This is a genomic window from Paenibacillus sp. FSL R5-0486, assembly GCF_037975155.1.
Lineage (GTDB): Bacteria > Bacillota > Bacilli > Paenibacillales > Paenibacillaceae > Paenibacillus > Paenibacillus amylolyticus.
Window position 1 is genome coordinate 5,577,382 of sequence record NZ_CP150237.1, and the last position, 22,108, is coordinate 5,599,489.

16 protein-coding genes and 1 riboswitch are annotated in these 22,108 nt (G+C 47.5%); of the genes, 5 read left to right on the plus strand and 11 right to left on the minus strand.

Annotated elements, in window-relative coordinates; genetic code table 11:
• Positions 1-12: 12 nt before the first annotated feature.
• The 4 genes from MKY01_RS24680 to MKY01_RS24695 all read right to left on the minus strand — a co-directional run bounded on the left by MKY01_RS24680 (position 13) and on the right by MKY01_RS24695 (position 6,065).
• On the minus strand, positions 13-1,512 hold the full coding sequence (locus MKY01_RS24680; RefSeq protein WP_339283980.1) for an extracellular solute-binding protein: 1,500 nt from the start codon (positions 1,510-1,512) through the stop codon (positions 13-15).
• A gap of 62 nt (positions 1,513-1,574) precedes the next feature.
• Positions 1,575-2,447 carry a carbohydrate ABC transporter permease gene (locus tag MKY01_RS24685; RefSeq protein WP_036617041.1) on the minus strand — a complete coding sequence of 291 codons (873 nt, stop codon included), beginning with the start codon at positions 2,445-2,447 and terminating at the stop codon, positions 1,575-1,577.
• Positions 2,448-2,492: 45 nt separating this feature from the next.
• Positions 2,493-3,446 (minus strand): sugar ABC transporter permease, encoded by a 954-nt coding sequence (locus MKY01_RS24690; RefSeq protein ID WP_017686861.1) that lies wholly within the window; start codon positions 3,444-3,446, stop codon positions 2,493-2,495.
• 282 nt (positions 3,447-3,728) lie between these two features.
• The gene (locus MKY01_RS24695) at positions 3,729-6,065 is read right to left on the minus strand and encodes a helix-turn-helix domain-containing protein (RefSeq protein WP_339283982.1); all 2,337 of its coding nucleotides are present in this window, start codon (positions 6,063-6,065) and stop codon (positions 3,729-3,731) included.
• 527 nt (positions 6,066-6,592) lie between these two features.
• On the opposite strand from MKY01_RS24695, the gene MKY01_RS24700 reads away from it, so the two are divergent.
• A complete protein-coding gene (locus MKY01_RS24700) occupies positions 6,593-8,596 on the plus strand; it encodes a DNA mismatch repair protein MutS (RefSeq protein ID WP_339283984.1) in 2,004 nt (667 codons plus the stop codon).
• Positions 8,597-8,735: 139 nt separating this feature from the next.
• Positions 8,736-8,987, plus strand: coding sequence for a cysteine-rich CWC family protein (locus MKY01_RS24705; RefSeq protein ID WP_339283985.1), 252 nt, complete (start codon positions 8,736-8,738; stop codon positions 8,985-8,987).
• A 60-nt stretch (positions 8,988-9,047) separates the two neighbouring features.
• Here the strand turns inward: MKY01_RS24705 and MKY01_RS24710 are convergent, their stop codons facing one another.
• The 5 genes from MKY01_RS24710 to gcvH all read right to left on the minus strand — a co-directional run bounded on the left by MKY01_RS24710 (position 9,048) and on the right by gcvH (position 15,028).
• Positions 9,048-10,193 (minus strand): mannitol-1-phosphate 5-dehydrogenase, encoded by a 1,146-nt coding sequence (locus tag MKY01_RS24710; protein ID WP_339283986.1) that lies wholly within the window; start codon positions 10,191-10,193, stop codon positions 9,048-9,050.
• Positions 10,190-10,624, minus strand: coding sequence for a PTS sugar transporter subunit IIA (locus tag MKY01_RS24715; protein WP_339283987.1), 435 nt, complete (start codon positions 10,622-10,624; stop codon positions 10,190-10,192). The genes MKY01_RS24710 and MKY01_RS24715 overlap by 4 nt, the downstream gene beginning before the upstream one ends.
• A complete protein-coding gene (locus tag MKY01_RS24720; protein ID WP_339283988.1) occupies positions 10,621-12,723 on the minus strand; it encodes a BglG family transcription antiterminator in 2,103 nt (700 codons plus the stop codon). The genes MKY01_RS24715 and MKY01_RS24720 overlap by 4 nt, the downstream gene beginning before the upstream one ends.
• A 38-nt stretch (positions 12,724-12,761) precedes the next feature.
• Entirely contained in the window at positions 12,762-14,216 is a 1,455-nt protein-coding gene (locus MKY01_RS24725; RefSeq protein ID WP_076319876.1) for a PTS mannitol transporter subunit IICB, read from the minus strand.
• A gap of 419 nt (positions 14,217-14,635) precedes the next feature.
• Positions 14,636-15,028 (minus strand): glycine cleavage system protein GcvH, encoded by a 393-nt coding sequence (gcvH, locus tag MKY01_RS24730; protein ID WP_047844042.1) that lies wholly within the window; start codon positions 15,026-15,028, stop codon positions 14,636-14,638.
• A gap of 344 nt (positions 15,029-15,372) precedes the next feature.
• Positions 15,373-15,495: riboswitch (glycine riboswitch) on the plus strand.
• A gap of 320 nt (positions 15,496-15,815) precedes the next feature.
• Between gcvH and gcvT the strand changes: the two genes are divergently transcribed.
• The 3 genes from gcvT (at position 15,816) to gcvPB (ending at position 19,884) form a co-directional block, all read left to right on the plus strand.
• Positions 15,816-16,952: a glycine cleavage system aminomethyltransferase GcvT gene (gcvT, locus tag MKY01_RS24735; protein ID WP_127551417.1), complete on the plus strand. Its 1,137-nt coding sequence runs from the start codon at positions 15,816-15,818 to the stop codon at positions 16,950-16,952.
• Positions 16,949-18,304: an aminomethyl-transferring glycine dehydrogenase subunit GcvPA gene (gcvPA, locus tag MKY01_RS24740; protein ID WP_339283989.1), complete on the plus strand. Its 1,356-nt coding sequence runs from the start codon at positions 16,949-16,951 to the stop codon at positions 18,302-18,304. The genes gcvT and gcvPA overlap by 4 nt, the downstream gene beginning before the upstream one ends.
• 140 nt (positions 18,305-18,444) lie before the next feature.
• Positions 18,445-19,884 carry an aminomethyl-transferring glycine dehydrogenase subunit GcvPB gene (gene gcvPB, locus MKY01_RS24745; protein ID WP_339287259.1) on the plus strand — a complete coding sequence of 480 codons (1,440 nt, stop codon included), beginning with the start codon at positions 18,445-18,447 and terminating at the stop codon, positions 19,882-19,884.
• Positions 19,885-20,124: 240 nt separating this feature from the next.
• Here the strand turns inward: gcvPB and ptsP are convergent, their stop codons facing one another.
• Both ptsP and MKY01_RS24755 read right to left on the minus strand, forming a co-directional pair.
• Positions 20,125-21,837: a phosphoenolpyruvate--protein phosphotransferase gene (gene ptsP, locus MKY01_RS24750; protein WP_339283990.1), complete on the minus strand. Its 1,713-nt coding sequence runs from the start codon at positions 21,835-21,837 to the stop codon at positions 20,125-20,127.
• Positions 21,830-22,105 carry an HPr family phosphocarrier protein gene (locus tag MKY01_RS24755; RefSeq protein ID WP_036617010.1) on the minus strand — a complete coding sequence of 92 codons (276 nt, stop codon included), beginning with the start codon at positions 22,103-22,105 and terminating at the stop codon, positions 21,830-21,832. Before MKY01_RS24755 ends, ptsP begins: the two co-directional genes overlap by 8 nt.
• Positions 22,106-22,108 lie beyond the last annotated feature (3 nt).

Genomic DNA, 22,108 nt, shown 5'->3' on the forward strand with positions numbered 1-22,108 from the left:
GCTTCTGGCTCTTTATTGAGCCTGTTTTTTGTAATCTTCGGCATATTCCTCACGAATCTTGTTTCCACCAGCATTGCCCCAATTCTCGATTTCCTTTTCCCAGCCACTTTGATCGATTTTGCCCATAATGTATTTGGTTTGCGCATCGGCAATCACCTGATCCAGGTCCGCCCCACGGTCACCATACGTTGGAGAATATAACGTCAGCGCAGGGTTTGGCACAGCGTGCTCCGCCAGTTCCTTGGCAAGTGCCGTACCTTTTTCACCCAGTTCGGTATCCTTCAATTTCGGTACGTTATACCCTTCGACATAAGGAAGATTATCACGGTAAGGCTTCACTTCACGCTGGAATGCATCGAAGTCACTCATTTCCACCTGATCTTCGCCCACTTTGGTGTAATGTTTGTCTTCCATACCACGCATCAACAGGGTCGCCATCTCAGGGTCCATCAGTTTATCCAAGAAGGAGAGCAGGTTTTTGAGTTCTTCTTCCGATTTCACCGTTGATTTAGGGAATGCCAGAATCCCGGAGTTACCCGTCTGTCCTGCAACACGATCTCCGTTCGCTCCAAGCAAACCAGCGATGTCTACCACACCATCCGGATTGTTTTTGGACAAACGCTCTTGCTGACTTTTTCCGTTCTGCGCAACACCAACACGGATACCAACAACACCGGAATCATACTTTTTCTCCGCTTCCGTAGAGTCGAATACGGCAAAATCTTGATTTAGCAGTTTCTCATCGTACAAACGTTTCAGCAGATCCAGCACCTGCATATATTCCGGTGTCATGAATTCCGGCGTGAAGCTACCATCATCTTCGACCTTCCACTTGTTAGGTGCACCAAAACTTACGCCAAGGCGCGTCGTGAAGGAATATTGATCCTCATTATATTTTTTGAAAAGCATCAGTCCAAACGTATTATCCTGACCATCTCCATCCGGATCGGAGGTTGCCAGTGTTTTAATCGTTTCATACCATTCATCCGGTGTGGCTGGCACCTTGAGATTCAGCTTCTCGAACCAATCCTTGCGATAGATTACCGTAGCCCGCGCAATATCAGAGAATACAGGAACCCCGTAGATTTTGCCCTCTACCTTGATGTTGTCAAAAAAACGCTCGTTCTGTGCCGACAGATTTTTGTAGTCTTTCAGCAAAGGCCCCACTTCCCAGAACACGTCATTACGCATCGCGCTGGTTACCGTTGGGTTATATTGTACTTTCACAATTTTTGGCATATCGCTTGAAGCGATCATTACGTTAATTTTGTCATTATAGGCCGAAGCCGGAATCCACTGGATATCCAGTTTGGTATCGGTATACGCTTCAATCTTTTGCTGAACTTCATTGCCTTTGCTTGGCACATCACCCACCTGTGCAATGGCTATGGACACATTTTGTACGCCGCCCTCGGCAGCCTGACCCTCGTCTGATCCGCATCCTGCCAGCAAACCTGTCACCAGTGCCAGTGTGCTCAAGACAGCTACGGCTTTCTTTTTTGTTGCTTTCATAACATGAAAACCTCCCTTTTTTTATGCAGTCATACTGAACTGACTTCGAACCATGTGCCGACTCAACCTTTCACCGAACCCAGCATCACTCCTTTTGCAAAGTGCTTTTGCAGGAATGGGTATACCAGCATAATCGGGATTGTGGAGAACACGATAACGGCCATGCGAATGGTAAGCGGCTGGATCTCGGTCTCTTCGATACTTGTGTCTCCGATTCGGCTCTGTGCCAGAATAACAATCTCACGTAGCCAGACTTGGACAGGCCACTTCTCACTATCATTGATATAGATAACAGCGCTGAAGAAACTGTTCCAGTGGGCCACCGCGTAAAAGAGTGAAAATGTCGCCATGGCTGGCATGGACAACGGCAGTACAATCCGGAACAATACGCTGACATCGTTACATCCATCAATTTTGGCTGCATCCTCCAGCTCGTCGGGAATGGCCTGGAAGAAGTTTTTCAGTACGATCAAGTTAAATGCACTAATAGCGGTTGGCAGCATCAGTGACCATAACGTATCCGTCAGGTGCAAGGATTTCACAACAAAGTATGTTGGAATCATCCCGCCACTGAAGAGCATCGTGAACAATACACCGAGCAATATGGGCTGGCGTCCACGCAAATATCTTCTGGAGAGCGGATACGCCATAAGTGATGTAAACAGCAGGTTAATGAAGGTACCGATCACGGTAATATAGACCGATACACCCAGACTGCGAATCAAAGTATCTGTAGAGAAAATGTAACGGTACGCGGCCAGAGAGAACTCTTTTGGAAAAAGAATGAATCCTCCCTTAGCCACTTCATGCGGACTGGTAAACGAGACGGCCAAAATATAAATGAACGGGATGACCGTCACAATTCCAATCAACAGCAGCAAGCCGTGATTGAGAAAATCAAAGATCCGGTTGCCCCACGTTTTATCCTGTTGCATTTTAATGTTCACTCCTGTCTGGTGAAGAACGTCTACTCCCGAGGGTTAGTAGACGCCTTCCTCCCCGAATTTTTTGGCCAGCGTATTGGCACCAAGAACAAGCGCCAGCCCGACAACCGATTTGAACAACCCGACAGCAGCACTATAACTGTACTGTGCCTGGGTAAGACCCTTCGTGTACACGTAGGTATCAAATACCTCGCCCACATCCCGGTTTGTCGGAGTTAGCATCAGGAATATCTGTTCAAAACCTGTATCCAGGAAATTGCCCAGACGCAGAATGAGCAAAATGACGATGGTACTGCGAATGGCCGGCAACGTAATGTGCCAGGTTTGGCGCCACCGATTGGCACCATCAATCCGCGCAGCTTCATAGAGCTGTGTATCCACACCGGAGAGTGCTGCAAGGAAAATAATTGTGCCCCAACCAACTTCTTTCCAGATGGATTGTCCAACAATCATCGTTCGGAACCACCCGGGTTCAAGCAGAAACGCCACTTTTTGTCCAGTCAGGTTATAGAGCAATTCATTAATCGCACCACCCTCAGTTGTGAACAGCATGTAGAACACACCGACAACAACAACCCAGGAAACAAAGTGTGGAACGTAAACAAGTGTTTGTACAAATCGTTTGAATCGTTCACGGCGAACTTCATTCATCATGAGTGCCAGTACAATTGGCAGTGGGAAAAAGAACACAATGTTATAAATAGCAAGCAAAAATGTATTCCGAAATAATGTCCAGAACTGCGGTTCTCCGAAGAAACGCTGGAAATGTTTGAACCCTACCCAGTCACTTCCCAAGATGCCCTTGTAAGGCGTGTAATCCTGAAAAGCCATCGTGATGCCATACATGGGTATGTATTTGAAAATAACAAAGTAAAGCACACCCGGTATTAACATGATATACAGCCACCGGTTTTTGATAATGTCCCTCCACAGCAGGTTTTTGTCACTGCGGGTAGCGGGCCGTGTTCGAGCCGCCGTTTCGGCTTTCATATTGTCTTCCTCCCCACATTGGAAACGATTACAAAATATCACTTCCTGAATTCATGTCTTCATTGTGGAGGATAAACGAATGACTGGCTATCGTCTCGTTTTAGCCTTTTGTTTTTCCTTATGTAGCAACGGTTTAGCTCATTTCCCTCACAGAGTTCAAAGGCGCAATGAACTGCTTTCAACCTCTATATTCCTGTCTTAACTTCATGGAAAAAAGTGGTCTTCTTCCTTCATCCAAACATAAAAAAGCCTGCCTGCCATGGCGGGCAGAGCAGGTTTGTTTTATCGTTGCTGCTCCCGGTACTTGCCGGGGGTTGTTCCTGTAATTTTGCGAAACGTACGGATAAATGCGGTTGGGTTGGTATAGTTTAATTTCTCGGCAATCTCCGATATTTTAAGATTTGTTGTTTGCAGCCAGGTCTTTGCTTTTTCCATACGATACTCTGCGAGATATTCCGTAAAATTGACTCCTGCTTCCTTCTTGAATACCCGACTTAGGTAAACAGGGTGAAAATTAAGCTCAGCGGCACAGGCTTCCAGCGATAATTCACGATCATAACGTTCCTCAATCAAACGAATCATACGTCTCGCAATATTCATGTATTGGGATTCTTCTTGCTCTCGCCAGAAACGGATGACGGGCAGGAACAGCCGCTTGCGGAACCAATTGGTCATTTCGTCCAATGTGGACAACTTCAGCAAATGTGACATGGATGCTTTTTCACCCAGTACTTCAGCTACATCCCCGCCCTGCTCCTGCACAAGCTGATATACACGAGACAATAACTGAACCATAATGACGGGGTATTCACTGAAATGAAGCTTTTTGTCTGCAAGCAGTCCCAAATATTGCTTAAAGTAGGCGTCCGTCTTCTCCTCATCTCCTTGCTTGAGCGCAGACGCAAGCTGATCCTCGATCATACGTAACTGGGTATACAACGCGGCTTCCATCTGACCACGAGGCTGTATATCCTCGTAATGCAAAATAATACGGCTGCCCAGACTTACCCGGCCTTGCAGAGCCTCTCGGCTCTCCTGAACCGCTCTTGGCGTATCGCCAATACAAGAGTAGTAACGACTGATGCCGATACTTACGGGCAGATTCAGGTAGGTCACGACACGTTCACGAATCCAGTCTGCCTGGGTATGCATCCATTCCTTCAGCTTCACCTCATCCGTGAGTTCGGAGGCAAGTACGGTAACCTGAGCATCATCCAGCATGACCGGGGTGAACCGAACTGCCGAAGGAAGGAGCTCACCTACCATATTGTTGACAGCAAACAGCAGCAGATCGCGATCCTGTTCCTCATATCGGGTCCCTTCCAAGGTATCGATCTGGAGCATGAGTACACCAAGACTCGCCCAGCCTGTCGGGAAATCGTACAATTCTCCCTGATATCTGAAATCTTCTTCCGAGATTTTACCTGTCAGCAGTTTGGTCATAAAAAACTCCTGGAGATGCACATGCTGCCCCTTCATCTGCTCACGCATCGTTTTCTCCGAGCTGAACAAGGTTGACAATTGCTCCTCAATATAGATAAATTCATCCTGTCGGCGTCCTGACGGAGCAACTGGGGAATCCAAACCCTTCGTAAATTGCAGCAGTCTGGAGATCGGTGAGTACATCCGCCGACTGCCGTATATGGCGAACAATCCCGTTACACATAACATGACCAGTGTAGCGATACCGGTAACCAATGCAATTTTCTGTGACTGGGCCGTAATCTGTCCAAGAGATACAACGGACACGTATAACCAGCCATTGAGCGGAGATTGCCTATAGCTAACCGCCACTTGATTACCTTCCACCTCCGCACTGAAGAAACCCTCTGGCTGGCCCGTCGTTTGCACCATTTCCTGAATTTCCTTATTCAGCCCGTCATATTTCCCGCCTTGCTGCATATCGTTCAGAAAATACTTCTGCTCCCGATCCAGAACGTACATATCTCCAGAATTCGTATTTCGGCTCAAGTATGTACTCAGTTCCGTATCGGCGATATCAATTACAAGAAATCCCTTTGGTTTCACATTGGTTGGTATCATCGGGATTTTGAATACCATACTGACCACATTATCCGATGATATAAGAGCAGGTGCCTGTTCGGGTGTTAGTTCACCCATACCTGCTGACACAGGTACACTTTCTTTGGCTGAACTGGCATTCTGAGTGACCCAGAACAGGCTGTTGGTATAACTCAGGTAGGAGCCAATTCGGTCTCGAATGCTGAAATCATCCAATTTGCCAAAAGAACGCATCGAAACGACCCAATCTTCATCCAGATTGACCAGATAGGCCTGGTCAATGTTCGTAACCGCTTGCAAGTTGTTAAAACCGGAGGTCAGATCACGAATCTCCTGAAACTCGCTACTGTCTAGTGGTTTCTTCATCGCTTGTAGTACCAAGGGCGAATTAACATACTGGATGGATGATAATTGCAGGCTGCGCAGAACTTGTTCCACCCTCATTTGGGTCTGATGTAATATCTGAAGATTGCTCTCACGCACTTTCTGTTCAATGTCACGTGATGCAATCGTATACGAGACTGAACCAATAACAATGACCGGAAGGGCTCCGAGGATCAGGGTAAAACAGAGCAAACGCAGTAAATACTTCGGCAAGAAGAGCATCCTCCTTTATACGTGTGTTTATTAAAATAAATCGCTTTCATTGGATTAATTTACTATTGTTATTTTAAAACCCATTCTTATTCAAGTCCACTCATTTATTCTAAAGGTTGACTTCAAACCAATTTCCAGTTTATATTGGTTGCATATTCCTCAATCAAAGGAGAGATTTTTAATGTCGGTGAATGTTCTTAACTAACCAAGTTTCATATTCAGGAGTTTGGCCTTTCATTGCGCTTGTGCCCATATGGCATACGTGTATTTCATGATGCGCCAGATCCCTGTACTTAGTTAAGAACAGCGGATATCATAAATCGCCTCCGGGATTGTAATTGTCCGGGTCTATTTCCGCGCTGAGTTCAGCGCGGATTTTTTAATATAGACCTGTAGTGGACTTTGCTTTCCCATACGTTTAGGGCGGAGAATGACGTTTGTTCATTCTCCGCCCTTTTTGCGTTTTCCAGGAATATGTTTCAGCGCGTCAACTGAAATCCCAATTCAAATTCAAGGAGAGATTACGCATGAATGAGAACACATTAAACAGTTTGGGCTATCCACAAATTCAAAAAAATGTTGCAGACTGCGCCCTGTCTTATCTGGGCAAACGTTATGCGAGAGAACTAAAACCGATGGTAGATGCTCACCTGATCGAGATTCGCCTGGAAGAAACAGCAGAAGCTGCTGCATTGATTCGCTTCGGGGCCAGTATCCCCCTCCCTTCACTCGACGGAATGGAAACCATTATGGATCTGCTTGGCACCGGTTATCTATTCAGTGAACGCGACTTCAGTCATCTCGCTCAGTTCCTGCGGAGCTGTGCACAACTTATGAAATACATGGAGGGCAAATCCGGGGCCGCTCCCACCGTCAGTCGTTATGCAACATCCATGATTCTAATCGAACCTTTGCTGAGTGAGATCGAGCGTTGCATCCATAGTGGACGCATTCAGGATCAGGCGAGCAAGGAACTGATTCGAATTCGTAAAAAAATGACGGTGAATGAGGAACGCATGAAACGAAAGCTTGATTCTCTGGTGAGTAAACATCGCTCCATCATGCAGGAGCATGTCATCAGCCAACGTGGAGGAAGAACAGTTCTACCCATTAAGAAAGAGTTCCGTAAACAGGTGAAAGGCAGTGTGCTGGATGAATCGGGGAGCGGGCAAACCGTGTATATTGAACCCGTTGAATTAGTAAGTCTGCAGATGGAATTGGCTGCTCTACAAGCCGAGGAGTCCCGAGAGGAGATGAGAATTCTCGGTGATTTAACCTCTCTGGCCGAATCGTATAACCGTGAAATCGCCCTCAACACCGAAACGGTAGGTGTATTGGACTTCCTGTTTGCCAAAGCCAAATATGCGGCCACCATGGATGGGCGTACCGTTCGAGTCAATACACAAGGCCAAATCAGCCTTCAACGTGCACGTCATCCGTTCATGGGTTCTTCCATGGTTCCCCTTGATTTTGCCATCGGCAGAACATACTCGTCGCTCATTATTACGGGCCCGAATACCGGGGGTAAAACGGTCGCGCTCAAAACACTTGGTTTGTTAACCCTGATGATGCAATCCGGTTTGCTTATTCCGGTAGAGGAAGGTGGCGAGATGGCTGTTTATAACGAGGTAGCGGTTGATATTGGTGACGGACAGAGTATGGAACAAGCACTCAGTACATTCTCTGCACATATTCGCAATATGATTGGCATACTGGAACAGGCCAATACGTCGACTCTGGTGCTCATTGATGAGATGGCTTCCGGCACAGATCCCGGTGAAGGTGTCGGATTGTCCATCGCCATGCTGGAGGAACTTCACAGCCGCGGAGCAACCGTTGTGGCGACAACACACTTTGGTGAAATCAAACATTTTGCAGCTGCCACGCCAGGATTCGAAAATGCCCGTATGGAATTTGACACCGTTTCTCTCAAGCCGCTGTATCGATTGCGTATCGGAGAAGCTGGTGAAAGTTACGCCTATTCCATTGCATTGAAGCTGGGCATGCCACAGCGAATTATAGAGCGCTCCAAGTCCCTGTCCGATCAAAGTATTTCGAGAGATCGTACATTAGGATTCACGTCACCTCCTTCGGAAACTAAGGCCCTGACGCCTGCTCGTTCTGGTACAGAATCAGTCAGCCCAGCAGAGTTATCCAGAAAGAACCAGTCGAAACAGTCAAAGGATCCAATCCGTCTCAACAAAAAGACAACAACCAGAGAGTCGGATTCTCCTGCTCCTGCCAAAACTTTTCGCAAAGGAGATCGGGTGTATGCGGCCTATCTTAATCAGTCGGGCATCGTCTGTGATGTCGAGGATAGCCGTGGAAATATCGGGGTCATACTGCGAGGACGCAAAGTCAAAATCCATAAGAAACGCCTGACTCTGCATATATCTGCCAATGAGCTTTATCCAGGTGACGATTATGATTTGGACATTGTGCTGGAAACAAAGGAAAATCGTAAGAAACGTAAATTGATGGGACGCAAACATGTGGAAGGCCTACAGATCGAATTACCGCCTGAAGAATAGCCGATGGGAGAAACAGATGTGGTGAACTGGAAGTCATATATACAGAGTGAAATCCATAATCACCGGCACATTTCTGTTATACTGGTACCAGTATGTTTAACTTCAGCTCGTAGCTATTGCACAGGGAGGGAAGAACTGAATGTCTGCAGTACAAGACGATCAAGAGCACATCCATATCGATGTTCTTGTCTGCCCATTATGCGGGGAAGCTAATCGCTGTTCCTATGCCGCAGGACATCCTCATTCGGAATGCTGGTGTAACCGGGCTACTTTCCCCGAGGGTGTGTTTGACCGCATTCCGCCAGAGCAGCGCCGAAAATCCTGCGTATGTCAACGCTGTTTGGACGACTATGCCGATAAACGCCAACCAAAAGAAGAGCCACACAGTTAATAACTGTATGGCTCTTCTTCATTATGCCTCATCAATACTGTTAGCTTGCTACCACTGTTCTTACATTTGGTTATACTGGGCAACAGCCTGTTCAAGCACCGGATGATGCTCATTCATGGACGTATAATGGTGGAGCGCAGCTGTAATCCCCTTCTGGCGGATCATGTTCTGCAGTTCAACTGCTTCCGGATCATCGGAGACATCGAACTTGCAGGCTGCTGCCATACCCATAGCCAGATAAGTCGTATCAGTTCCATCCGCATATGCCTGAAGGGCCGGGCGAACCAGACGATCATTTGGGGACAACTTGCGCAGCGGGGAACGACCAACACGAGTAACCTCATCGGTAAGATACGGGTTGACAAACCGTCCCAATATTTTGACAATATACTGCTCATGTTCTTCCGGGTTGAATGCAAAACGCTTCACTAGAACTTTTCCTGTTTCCTGCAAAGCACCGTATACAATCGATTTCACCTTCTCGTCGGCAATAGCCTTCTGAATCGTGTCATAACCGTGCACATTACCGATATATGCTGCAACGCAGTGTCCTGTATTAACAGTGAACAGCTTCCGTTCGATATACGGCTCCAGATCATCGACATATACAATGCCCTCAACCGGTTTGAATGCAGGAGCCATCTGGGAACGATCCACCACCCACTCGTAAAAAGGCTCCACCTGTACATGCAACGGATCTTCATGATGCTGAATAGGCACAATCCGGTCTACGGCCGAGTCTGGAAAATAGACAAACTGATCTGCAAGGGAACGCACTTCTTCATTGAGCAGAGCATATACATGCTCTTTCAATTGCGTACTGGCTCCAATGGCGTTCTCGCAAGCAATAATGTGAAGTGGGTTTTGAACCGGACCGGAATTCAATCTTTTCTCAAGTCCTTTTGCAATACCTGGTGCAATATGTTTCAGCACGCCCACGCCAACCGCGGTTGTAATCAGATCCGCTTCCACAACGGTTTGGGCAACCGTCTCCAGCTGGGTCCCATCGATTGCATTTACGCCTGTAACGGTCTCTTGATCCTTGCTCTCGTTAGCCAGTTCCACCGTATACTGCTCCCGTTGCTGGAGAGCTGTTACCAAGGTCTGATTCACGTCGGAGAAAATCACCTCATACCCTGCACGGGAGAGAATCAATCCGATAAACCCGCGTCCAATGTTACCTGCGCCAAAGTGTAGGGCCTTCATAGCTCCATTTCACTTTCCAGAATAGTAATAACTTCATCGGCAGTTTTAGCCAGACGCAGAGCCTCCATATTCTCATCCTCAGCACAGATCACCGCGATGCTAGTCAAAATCTCCATATGTTCTCCGCCTTGAGCCGCGATACCAATGACCATATAAGCCTTTTCTTCGCCAAAATCAACACCCTGTGGATACTGAATGACAGAGATACCTGTGGATAAAATGAAGGCTTTGGACTCCTTTGTACCATGCGGTATCGCAAGTCCGTTCCCTACATAGGTCGAGACAATCTCTTCACGTTCAATCATCTTCTCAATGTAATCAGCGGTAATATGTCCCGCATCCTTCAAAATCTGCCCTGCCATGCGAATCGCTTCGTATTTGTCCTGAGCCGTCGCATTCATGATGACTTTATCTGTTGTTAACATACTCATAATGGTTGACCTCCAATTTCGGTTTTACTGCGATAAAATCCAACAAGTTCCTGGGACAGGTAATGAATGAGTTCATCCCTGATTCCTTTTTCCAGCAATGTAATCATTTCTTCCTGTAATAACAGGGCGCTGATCTCACTGAGAACCTCCAGGCTTTCCTTGGATAATTCTCTGGGACCAAGCATCAAGAGGACATGGGTAACTCCTGCCGGATCATCCGGCGTACAGAGGAGTGGCTCCGTGAGCTGAAACAAGCTAATAGACGGCCTGTAAATTCCCTCACTGCGTGTATGAAACAGCGCAAGTCTTGTACCGGGAATCTTCTGACTCCCCACTGCCTCACGTGCCTCCAACCGTTTCGCGACCTCCTCCGGTTCCTTCAGCACACCAGATCCATGGAGTACGTTGCACATCGCATACACCGTTTTATAGAATCCGATATCTTGGTTATCCAGCGGATACACCTGAAACTTGCCAATAATTCGGACGATTTCAACTAAAATAGCTTCCATTCCATCCGGGTCCGAGTAACGACTTGTCGTCTGAACCTCGGCTTCACGGGGCTTATTATGCTGTCGTTGTAATGTTGTTGTTCGGATAAAATGACGCAGACGCTCGCTCTCTTCTGCCGTAAGCAGTGGACTCACTTTGTAATACTGATGCTCATCCATCGGCAGATCAACAGTGGATAACACCAGATCATATTGATCTGTAGGCATCCGGGCAGCTTCATACCAGGACACGCTGTCCATGATCCGAATCTCGGGAATCTCCTTGGACAGTCGGCTGGAGAGCATACGTGATGAGCCGATTCCGCTTGTACACACGATGATCGCCCTGATCTCCCGTTTCAATGCACGTAACCTCTCGATGGAAGCCCCAAAATGCATGACCAAGAAACCAATTTCTTCATCCGGAACTTCTGTGCCTGGCCAAGCTTGATGCACGGATTGTTTGACCTCTTCGAAGAGGGAATCATAATCCTTGCGAATCTGCTGCAGTAGCGGATTACGAATCATCTGTTGCCCTTCAATTCGCTCCATGACAGGTTGCATATGACCAAGCAGACCTTCACGAAGCAAACGATCCTCATGAAAGGCGTAATGTGTTCTCGCCTGCATCTGATCAATCAGTGAATGTACCCTGTCCAGTAAAATCAAATCATCTATTGGCAACAGCCGCGAAGAATGAATCCGCTGCTCTGTCTCAACTAATAGTCTGTGAAAATAAGCTTGCTCATCTTGGGAGAATGTCAGCCCCAGCTGGGTCGATAACACACCACACAAGCGGGAAGCCATATAAGGTGGAACCTTCATCTCATCCTGCTCTGCGACTTCATCTCCCTTGTTCTCCAGGGGAGGTATACGGCCAATGCCAAAGCCTTTACGAATACGTACAACCGCTACGGATAATTGAATCAGCAACTTCATGTATTGGCGTTCCGGGATGTTCTCCAGCCATTCGATATCTGGTTGCCATAACGCATTTTCGACCGTAAGTACATCACCATGTCCAATCATATCCAACAATTTTTGGTTTACGATGGAGCCCCCTTGTTCAGGTTGTCTTCCGAACAGGTCGGATTCATCCAAAAATTCGAGAGCAAGTGCAGCTATGGCTGTGCGATGATTCGTCTCACTTCCGTTAATCTTGACGCCATATCCACGTCTGCGAACCAGCTTTAGTCCCGCCTGACGAATCCGTGACTCCAGATCGTCCAGATCAGTGGTTACGGTGGATACGGTCACTTTCAGATCCGAAGCCAAGGCGAGTAACTTTACAGGCTCCGGTTCATCCAGCAGGATGCAAAGCATGAAGAGCTTACGCTCTTCTGGCGTAAACTCTACATATTCTTTACCCTCTAGTTGCTGGCGCAATACAGCCAGATCATCGGAACTGGCATCGATTCGGATACCGGTTCCTGATTTTTTTTCCAGCTTCATGCCCAAAGGTTCAAGCCATTGTTCAATCATTTGCAGCTCCCGGTGAACCGTTCGGGTACTGACCTTTACTTCAACGGCGATTTCGCCGGCAGTTACTTCATGTGGATGCTCCAGCAGGAACTCCACGATTTCACGTTGTCTTTTGGTAATACTCATATCTCAGCCTCCGGCTCAGGGAAAACAAATGCGTGCAATTACTTCAGACGTTCAACGAGCGCATCGTATTCCGGGCTTTTTAGGAAGTTGTCGATGGATATATGTTCTGCGTTCGGCGCAACGGAGCGGGCACGATCGGTCAATACTTGTTGTGTGATCACCACGTCTGCATCCGGCGGGATATCACTGATAGCCGTATTGGTCACCGTAACGTCAATCCCCTCTGCCTTCATCTTCTTGCGTAGAATGGAAGCACCCATGGCACTTGACCCCATGCCTGCATCACAGGAGAAGACAATTTTCTTCACGTCTGTTTTGACGGTAGAAGAAGCCATATCTGCGGCTCTGTCTGCTTCACGTTGATTAGCCGTAATACCAGCGTTTGGCAGGGTTCCTTGACTCTTCATGTCTTTCATCCGACTGGATGCGGACTCCAGATCTTCGTCCTTTTGTTTACCCGTTTTCAGCAACACTGCTGCAACCAGGAAAGAAACGACGGCTGCTACAAGCACCCCTGCGAACATCGGCAGGTATCCACCTTTTGGTGTTAAGAAGAAATACGCGATAATACTACCCGGTGATGGTGCTGAAACAAGTCCTGCTCCGGTGAGCATGAATGTTAATGTACCTGCGACGCCACCCGCAATTGCAGCAAGAATCAGAATCGGTCTCATCAGAATGTAAGGGAAGTAGATCTCATGAATTCCCCCGAAGAAATGAATGATAACGGCACCCGGTGCAGAAGATTTGGCCATTCCGCGTCCGAAGAAACAGTAAGCAAGTAAGATACCAAGTCCCGGACCCGGGTTCGATTCAAGCATGTATAATACGGATTTCCCTAATTCTCTCGCTTGATCTGTTGCAATTGGTGTCAGAATCCCGTGGTTGATTGCATTGTTCAGGAACAATACTTTACCTGGTTCAATGATTAGGTTGACCAGCGGCAGCAAACCAAGATTCATTAAGCCCTGTACACCGGCAGATAATACTTTGCTAATCGCTTCTACAGCAGGCCCGATGCCCAGTAGCGCAAAAATCCCCAAGATCCCGCCAATAATACCGGCTGAGAAGTTGTTAACAAGCATTTCAAATCCGGCTTTAACTTTACCTTCAATGGATTTATCAAACTTTTTAATGATCCATGCTGCCAGTGGTCCGGCAATCATGGCACCGAGGAACATCGGGATATCACTACCCACGATGACCCCGATGGTCATAATGGCACCCACGACACCACCACGCTGACCATGCACCATCGTACCTCCGGTGTAACCAATTAACAGTGGCAGCAAATATTTGATCATCGGATCAACTAGCTGTGCAAGCGTCTCGTTAGGGAACCAGCCTGTTGGAATGAACAGAGCCGTAATTAATCCCCAGGCGATGAACGCTCCCATATTTGGCATGACCATACCACTCAGGAATCGGCCAAAACGCTGAACACCAACCCGTAGCCCACCTTTGGAATTGGACGATTGGTCCAAATTACTCATTGTATTATCCTCCTTGGATCAAGTGATTATGATTTATGAAAGGGGTATCATTTCTCCCCTGCTGTAATCCTAAGCGAGAATGCTCTCCTGTTCAATGAAATGAAAGCGTACTTTCGTCATGAACAATGATGACAACATTAGGTTATGTAATCGTTTTAATTGATGCATAATGACTGAACCCATTGGTACACAAGGATTTTTTCGCCTATGACTTTTATCATTTCCAGAATCATTTTCTAACCTATAGCTTGGTCCAATCAGGTGATTCACATCCACAATCTGTTACAATCCACATTCAAAACCATTCTTTTAAAGCACAAAAAACCTGTGCAAGCATCCGGCTCACACAGGTCAAAACAATATGAAGCTCATTTCATTTGGTTATAAAATATATGTTAATAAGTACAAGTTCGTTAAAACTATTCTTCCGTATGTTTCCGATACGCGTCTGCATTCATCAATGTAGACAATGCTGCTGTCAGATCTCCCTCAACACGGATCTCAATCATCCAGCCTTCCTCGTAAGGAGAGCTGTTCACAAGTTCAGGGGAGTCCTGCAACGAATCATTGACTGCAATAATTGAACCTGTGACGGGAGAGAACAAGTCCGACACCGTTTTGACCGATTCGATCGTTCCAATGCTGTCCTCTGCTTTTACATTGGTTTCAAGGTCAGGCAATTCCACAAACACAATGTCACCCAGCTGATGCTGCGCGAACTCGGTAATGCCAATACGTACAGTATCCTCCCCTACGGTTTGCACCCATTCGTGCTCTTCACTGTACAGGAAATCACTTTTCAATTCGCTCATCGATATCCGCCTCGCTTTTCATTAAATGAGTGCATGCGTTCTTTGACCTTAACCTTTTTCCCAGAACATAGCGTATGATATTTTTGAATCAAATGTCAAGATACCTCACAATTTATTTACTGAACACCTCTAAATCCTGTAACCGGATTACACTCTTTCTTCATATACTGGTGAATATTAGAATAGTAAGCGTAGTCTTTTTAAATATACGAACAATAACATAAAAACTAAATTAAATATTCGGTTTTAAATCATTATCTATGATATCGTTCTTGACATCGGTAGTGGATTCACGTTTTAATGAAAGGAGTAAATGTGTTTATTGGACTATGTTATACCCGCGGATGAATGTAAAGGGAGAGATTACCCGTGACACCCGATTCGGGATGTACATGAGGTAACGCCGAAGGAGTAAACCACCGATAAGCGGAGGTGAATCTCTCAGGCAAAAGGACTTTTACGGGACGCAACTCTGGAGAGCATCTATTCGCCCTGTGCGGGCGTTATGATCACCCAAGGGGAAACCTGCTGCACAACGTAGCGGGGTAACTCTCAGGTACAAGGGACAGAGCCTTAGAATAAGCGTGCTACTTGGCATGCCGATTCTTTGGCCTGTCCTTTTCCTTTTTCCCAAAAAACGAAAAACAGGATGTAGAACGGCGCTGCCATAGTTGCCCTTACCATACTTATGTGATGAAAATATCTAGCTGAAAATTTAAAAATACCCTGGTTCATTGATCCACGATTGTATATCCGGCCGGCTGACGGCCTATGACGAGGTGATTTGATGTCCGATTTGCTTAGAACACCACTCTTCCCACTGTATCAGCAATACGAAGGCGTACGGTGCATTGATTTTGGAGGCTGGGAGCTTCCGGTACAATTTAGCGGAATCCAGAAAGAACATGAAGCGGTGCGCGAGCGTGCTGGGCTGTTTGATGTATCCCATATGGGCGAATTCACAGTACAGGGTGAGCAGGCTGAAGTTTTTTTGCAACAAATGATGACCAATGATGTGACCACGCTGGTTCCCGGTCAAGCCCAGTACACCCTGATGTGTTATCCAGATGGCGGTGTGGTGGATGATCTGCTCGTGTATAAGCTGGAAGATCAGCATTATATGCTCGTCGTTAACGCCTCCAACATCGACAAGGATTGGGCGTGGCTGCAAGAGCACTTGATCCCTGGCGTAAGCATGACCAACGATTCGGAGCAAACGGCGCTGCTCGCCTTGCAAGGTCCACTGGCTGTAGACATTATCGGGAAAGTTACAGATACGGATGTAAGCTCGATTGAACCGTTTCGTTTTGTGCAGGATGCTGAAGTATGTGGAGTAAAATTACTGTTGTCCCGTACCGGATATACCGGTGAAGATGGCTTTGAACTATATGTTCCTGCGGACCAGGCTGCTGTGGTCTGGAATGGATTAATGCAAGCCGGTGAAGGTCACGGACTTGTACCGACCGGACTTGGTGCCCGGGACACATTACGCTTTGAAGCAAGGCTCCCCCTGTATGGACAGGAATTGTCGGCAACTATCTCTCCACTCGAAGCTGGCGTAGGTATGTTTGTGAAGCTGAATGCCGGACCTTTTATCGGACACGAAGCCTTGTTACAGCAAAAAACTGACGGGCCCGCCCGCAAACTGGTCGGCATCGAAGTGTTGGAGCGCGGTATTCCCCGCCCCCACTATCCGATTTACGCCGAAGGCGTACAGATTGGTGAAGTGACAACAGGCACGCAATCACCTACATTGAAGCGTAATCTGGGGCTTGCCCTCATCGACAGCAAATACGCTGCGCTGGGAACCCCGCTTGAGATTGAGATCCGCGGCAAGAAACTGAAAGCGGAGGTCGTGAAGACCCCTTTTCATAAACGGACACGTACGTCGAAGACACCTACTCAAGGAGCTGATCAAGCATGAGCAAGCACCGTTACATTCCCATGACTGAGCAAGATCAGAGCGCCATGCTCGCAACCATCGGTGTGGATACGCTGGAGGATTTGTTTCAGGACATTCCAAAAGAGATTCGTTATCAGGGCGAGCTGCCCGTATCCTTCAAACTTGATGAATATACGCTGACACGTCATATGTCCAAACAAGCTGGCGCCAACGCCAATTTCGAAACACACGCCAGCTTCCTCGGCGCAGGTATATACGATCATCATGTTCCTTCCGTCATCAATCATGTCATTTCCCGTTCCGAGTTCTACACTGCCTACACACCTTATCAGCCTGAGATCAGCCAAGGTGAACTACAGGCTATTTTCGAATTTCAATCGTACATCTGTGAATTAACCGGTATGGCTGTAGCGAATGCCAGTATGTATGATGGCGCAACTGCCTTTGCCGAAGCAGGAAACCTGGCCGCAGCGGCAACTCGTCGCAAACAGCTCATCGTATCCCGTACCGTTCATCCGGAAGCCCGTCAGGTATTGCAGGCGTATGCGCACGGACTCCGTCTGGAGATTGTCGAGATTGGTTATAAAGATGGCGTCACTGATTGGGATGCCCTGCAAGCCGCCATATCGGACGATACCGCTGCTGTCATGATCCAGAGTCCGAACTTCTTTGGTGCTGTGGAAAATGTGAAGCAGGCTGCCGACCTCGTGCATGCGCACAAGGGCCTGCTCGTTGTAAGTGCAAACCCGCTATCGCTGGGTCTGCTGGAAGCCCCAGGCAAGCTGGGTGCCGACATCGTGGTTGGCGATGCGCAACCCCTTGGCATCGCCGCTTCACTCGGCGGCCCGACATGCGGATATTTCGCAGTATCCCAGCCTCATATGCGCCGAATTCCTGGCCGAATTGTAGGCCAAACAACCGATCGCAATGGCAAGCGTGGTTTTGTACTAACATTGCAAGCACGTGAACAGCACATCCGACGCGAAAAGGCGACATCCAACATCTGTTCCAACCAGGCTTTGCTTGCACTCAGCGCATCTGTATATATGTCCATCATGGGTAAACAAGGAATGATCGATGTCGCGGATCTGAATTTGCAAAAGAGTCATTACACCCTCAATACATTAACTGCGATTTCTGGAGTTAGCCTTACTTTTAATGCACCAACATTTAATGAGTTTGTTATTAAGCTTACTGAAGGAACCGACGTGGATACTCTTCAGTTGAAACTGCTGGATGCGGGCTTTATTGGTGGTTACGAACTCGGACGTGATTACCCGGAGCTTGCCGGACATATGCTGATTGCTGTTACCGAACGGCGCACTAAGGAAGAGATTGACGAATTCGCACGAGCATTGGAGGGATCGCTGTGACTCAGGAAACGACGACGACGACAACGACAACATCGGTACAAGGACAATCGGAAACAGGTTCCTCTGTCTCTACTTCGGTTCAACCTGAGACGAATACAACATTTAGTGCACAGACCTTAACTCCTGCTCCGGAACAATCATTGATTTTTGAACTCAGCAGTCCTGGGCGTGTCGCTTATTCCTTGCCAGAATGTGACGTTCCTCGTCAGGCCTCCGATACGTTGATTCCCCGGGAAATGCTCCGTTCGGAAGTAGCAGCACTGCCGGAAGTGTTTGAGGTAGATGTTATTCGACACTATACCGCTCTGTCCCGCCGCAACTTCGGCGTAGATAACGGATTCTATCCACTGGGCTCTTGTACGATGAAATACAATCCAAAGATTAATGAGGATGTTGCCCGTTACAACGGTTTTGCCAAAATCCATCCGTACCAGCATGAATCCAGCATTCAAGGTGCACTTGAACTGTTATATACGTTGCAAAACGACCTTGCAGGTCTGACAGGTATGGACGCTGTGACCTTGCAACCAGCCGCTGGTGCCCATGGAGAATGGACTGGACTTATGATGATTCGTGCCTACCACGAAGGGCGTGGCGAACAACGTACCAAAGTCATCGTGCCCGATTCTTCGCATGGTACCAACCCGGCAAGTGCAACCGTTGCAGGATTTGAGACTGTGACGATTCCATCCCGCGCAGACGGACTGGTCGATCTGGACGCACTCCGTGCAGCCGTTGGTTCCGATACAGCAGCATTGATGCTGACCAACCCCAATACACTTGGTTTGTTCGAGAAAGACATTCAGGAGATTGCATCCATCGTACATCAGGCTGGTGGCTTGTTGTATTACGACGGAGCCAATTCCAATGCCATTATGGGCATTACCCGTCCGGGTGATATGGGCTTTGACGTGGTGCATCTGAACTTGCACAAAACGATGAGCACACCTCATGGCGGTGGTGGACCTGGCGCCGGACCAGTCGGTGTGAAGAGCCGCCTGATTCCGTTCCTGCCTAAACCAATGGTGATCAAGAATAATGACGGTATGTATGCATTCGATCGTGAAGGCGATCAATCCATTGGCCGGGTGAAAGCCTACTACGGCAACTTCGGTATTCTGGTACGTGCCTATGCTTACATTCGCACCTATGGACCGGAAGGCTTACGCCGTGTCTCTGAATGTGCGGTACTGAATGCCAACTATATGATGGCCCGTCTCGCCCCTTACTACGAGATTCCGTATCCGGGCGTATGCAAACATGAATTCGTTATGTCTGGTCGGGGTTTGAAGCAATACGGTGTGCGCACACTTGATGTTGCCAAACGATTGCTTGATTTTGGATATCATCCGCCTACGGTGTACTTCCCGCTCAACGTGGAAGAATGCATCATGATCGAGCCGACAGAAACTGAAAGTAAAGAAACGTTGGATGGGTTCATTGATACGATGATACGGATTGCCAAAGAAGCGGAAGAGACACCTGAATTGGTACTAAACGCACCTTATGGCACACCGGTTACTCGACTCGATGAGACTACCGCGGCCCGCAAACCTGTACTTAACTGCGCTTGCAGTTAAGTACTAAGTGAATTACTAATCCATGCTCTTGCTGATGTTAACTCCATCAGTAAGAGCATTTTTTTGGCTAGACATTAGAGGACCTTTCTCTTCGTACTCCCCTGTTACTTCCTATACGTTCGAGCAACAAAAAAAGCCGATATCCACAATGAATCGCGGATACCGGCAAAATCGCTACATCAATGCAGCTCATTATCGGAAAAAGAAAAAACCTCAAATCCGGAGGAAACCCCGGCAAAATTACGCTTGAATGCTTTGAACCAATTCAACGACTTGTTCAGCCGTTTGCATATCCAGAGCTTTAGCAGCCAGTTCCTGCATATCCGCACGGGACAGCTTGGTGATCTGACTACGAGCTGGCAGAATGGAGGTTGCGCTCATGCTGAACTCATCCAATCCAAGACCAAGCAGCAATGGAATTGCTGTTTCGTCTCCTGCCATCTCACCACACATGCCAACCCATTTGCCTTCACGATGCGCTGCATCGATAACCATTTTAACCAAACGCAAAATGGCTGGGTTGTAAGGTTGATACAGGTAAGCCACTCGTTCGTTCATGCGGTCAGCAGCCATCGTGTATTGAATCAGATCGTTCGTTCCGATACTGAAGAAATCCACTTCTTTGGCAAATTGATCCGCCAGAACTGCAGTCGAAGGAATTTCGACCATGATTCCGAGTTGAATGCTGTCAGAAACAGCAATACCTTCAGCAACCAGCTTCTCTTTCTCTTCGAGCAAGACAGCTTTTGCTTCACGGAATTCACCGAGTGTTGCGATCATTGGGAACATGACACGCAGGTTTCCATGTACGCTTGCACGCAGCAATGCACGCAATTGTGTACGGAAGATATCCAGACGGTCCAAACACAGACGAACTGCGCGGAAGCCGAGGAATGGATTCATTTCTTTTGGCAGATCCAGGTATGGAAGCTCTTTGTCTCCACCGATGTCGAGTGTACGAACAACAACAGGTTTACCTTCCATTTTTTCCAGTACCGCTTTGTAAGCATTATACTGAATGTCTTCGGAAGGGAGCTTGTCTCTGCCCATGTAAAGGAACTCGGTACGGTACAGGCCTACAGCCTCGCCGCCGTTCTCCAGAACACCTGTTACATCATTCGGTGTACCGATGTTGGCTGCAAGTTCAACATGAACGTTGTCCACCGTTACCGTTGGCTCATCACGAAGTTTTCTCCACTCTGCACGTTGTGCATCATACTGTTCCTGTTTGGCACGGTATTCAGCAATAACTTCATCAGTAGGGTTAACCAGTACGTGACCATCCAGACCGTCAACAATAATCATATCGCCTTGTTTCGCTTGAGCCAAGATGTCCTTGGTTCCAACAACAGCTGGAATTTCAAGAGAGCGAGCCATAATCGCCGAGTGAGAAGTGCGTCCGCCAATGTTAGTTGCAAAACCCTTAACAAATTGGCGATTCAATTGAGCCGTGTCGGAAGGTGTTAGATCCTCCGCAAGCACAATCACTTCTTCATTGATCTCAGCTGGACTCATGAAGTCGATACCAAGCAAGTGATTTAGCACACGTTTGGTAACGTCACGCATATCTGCAGCACGTTCCTGCAGGTAAGCACTCTTCATGTTCTCAAACATGGAGATAAATTGCGATGCCGTTTCGTTCAAAGCAAATTCTGCATTGATCATGTCATCCGTAATTCTAGCTTTAACCGGATCAATCAGTTCCGGGTCATTCAGAATGAGCAAATGCGAAGCAAAAATTTCAGCTTTTTTCTCGCCAAGCTCTTGTAAAGTACGCTCTTTGATCGCCTCAAGCTCAGCCTGGGATTTACCCAGAGCTGAGTCGAGTTTCGCGATCTCTGCGTCAACGTCGTTAATTTGGCGTTTTTCTACAGAGTAGTCAGGATGCTCCAAGATAAACGCCTTGGCGATAGCAATACCCGCCGAAGCCGCGATCCCGGAGACATTAAGCATTAATTTCGCCCAACCCTTCGTTAACCATAACGTCAGTCAAAGCTTGAAGAGCTTCAGCTTCGCCTTCGCCTTCAACGATGATGCTGATAGTGTCGCCTTGTTCCAATCCGAGGGAAAGAACACCCAGGATGGATTTCAAAGTTACTTTTTTACCGTTAGCTTCTGCAAAGGATTCTGCACCTTTGAATTTGTTTGCTGTATTAACCAGGGCTGTCGCCGGACGTGCGTGGATACCATCTTCGTCTGTAATTCTGAATGTTTGTTGCATTAC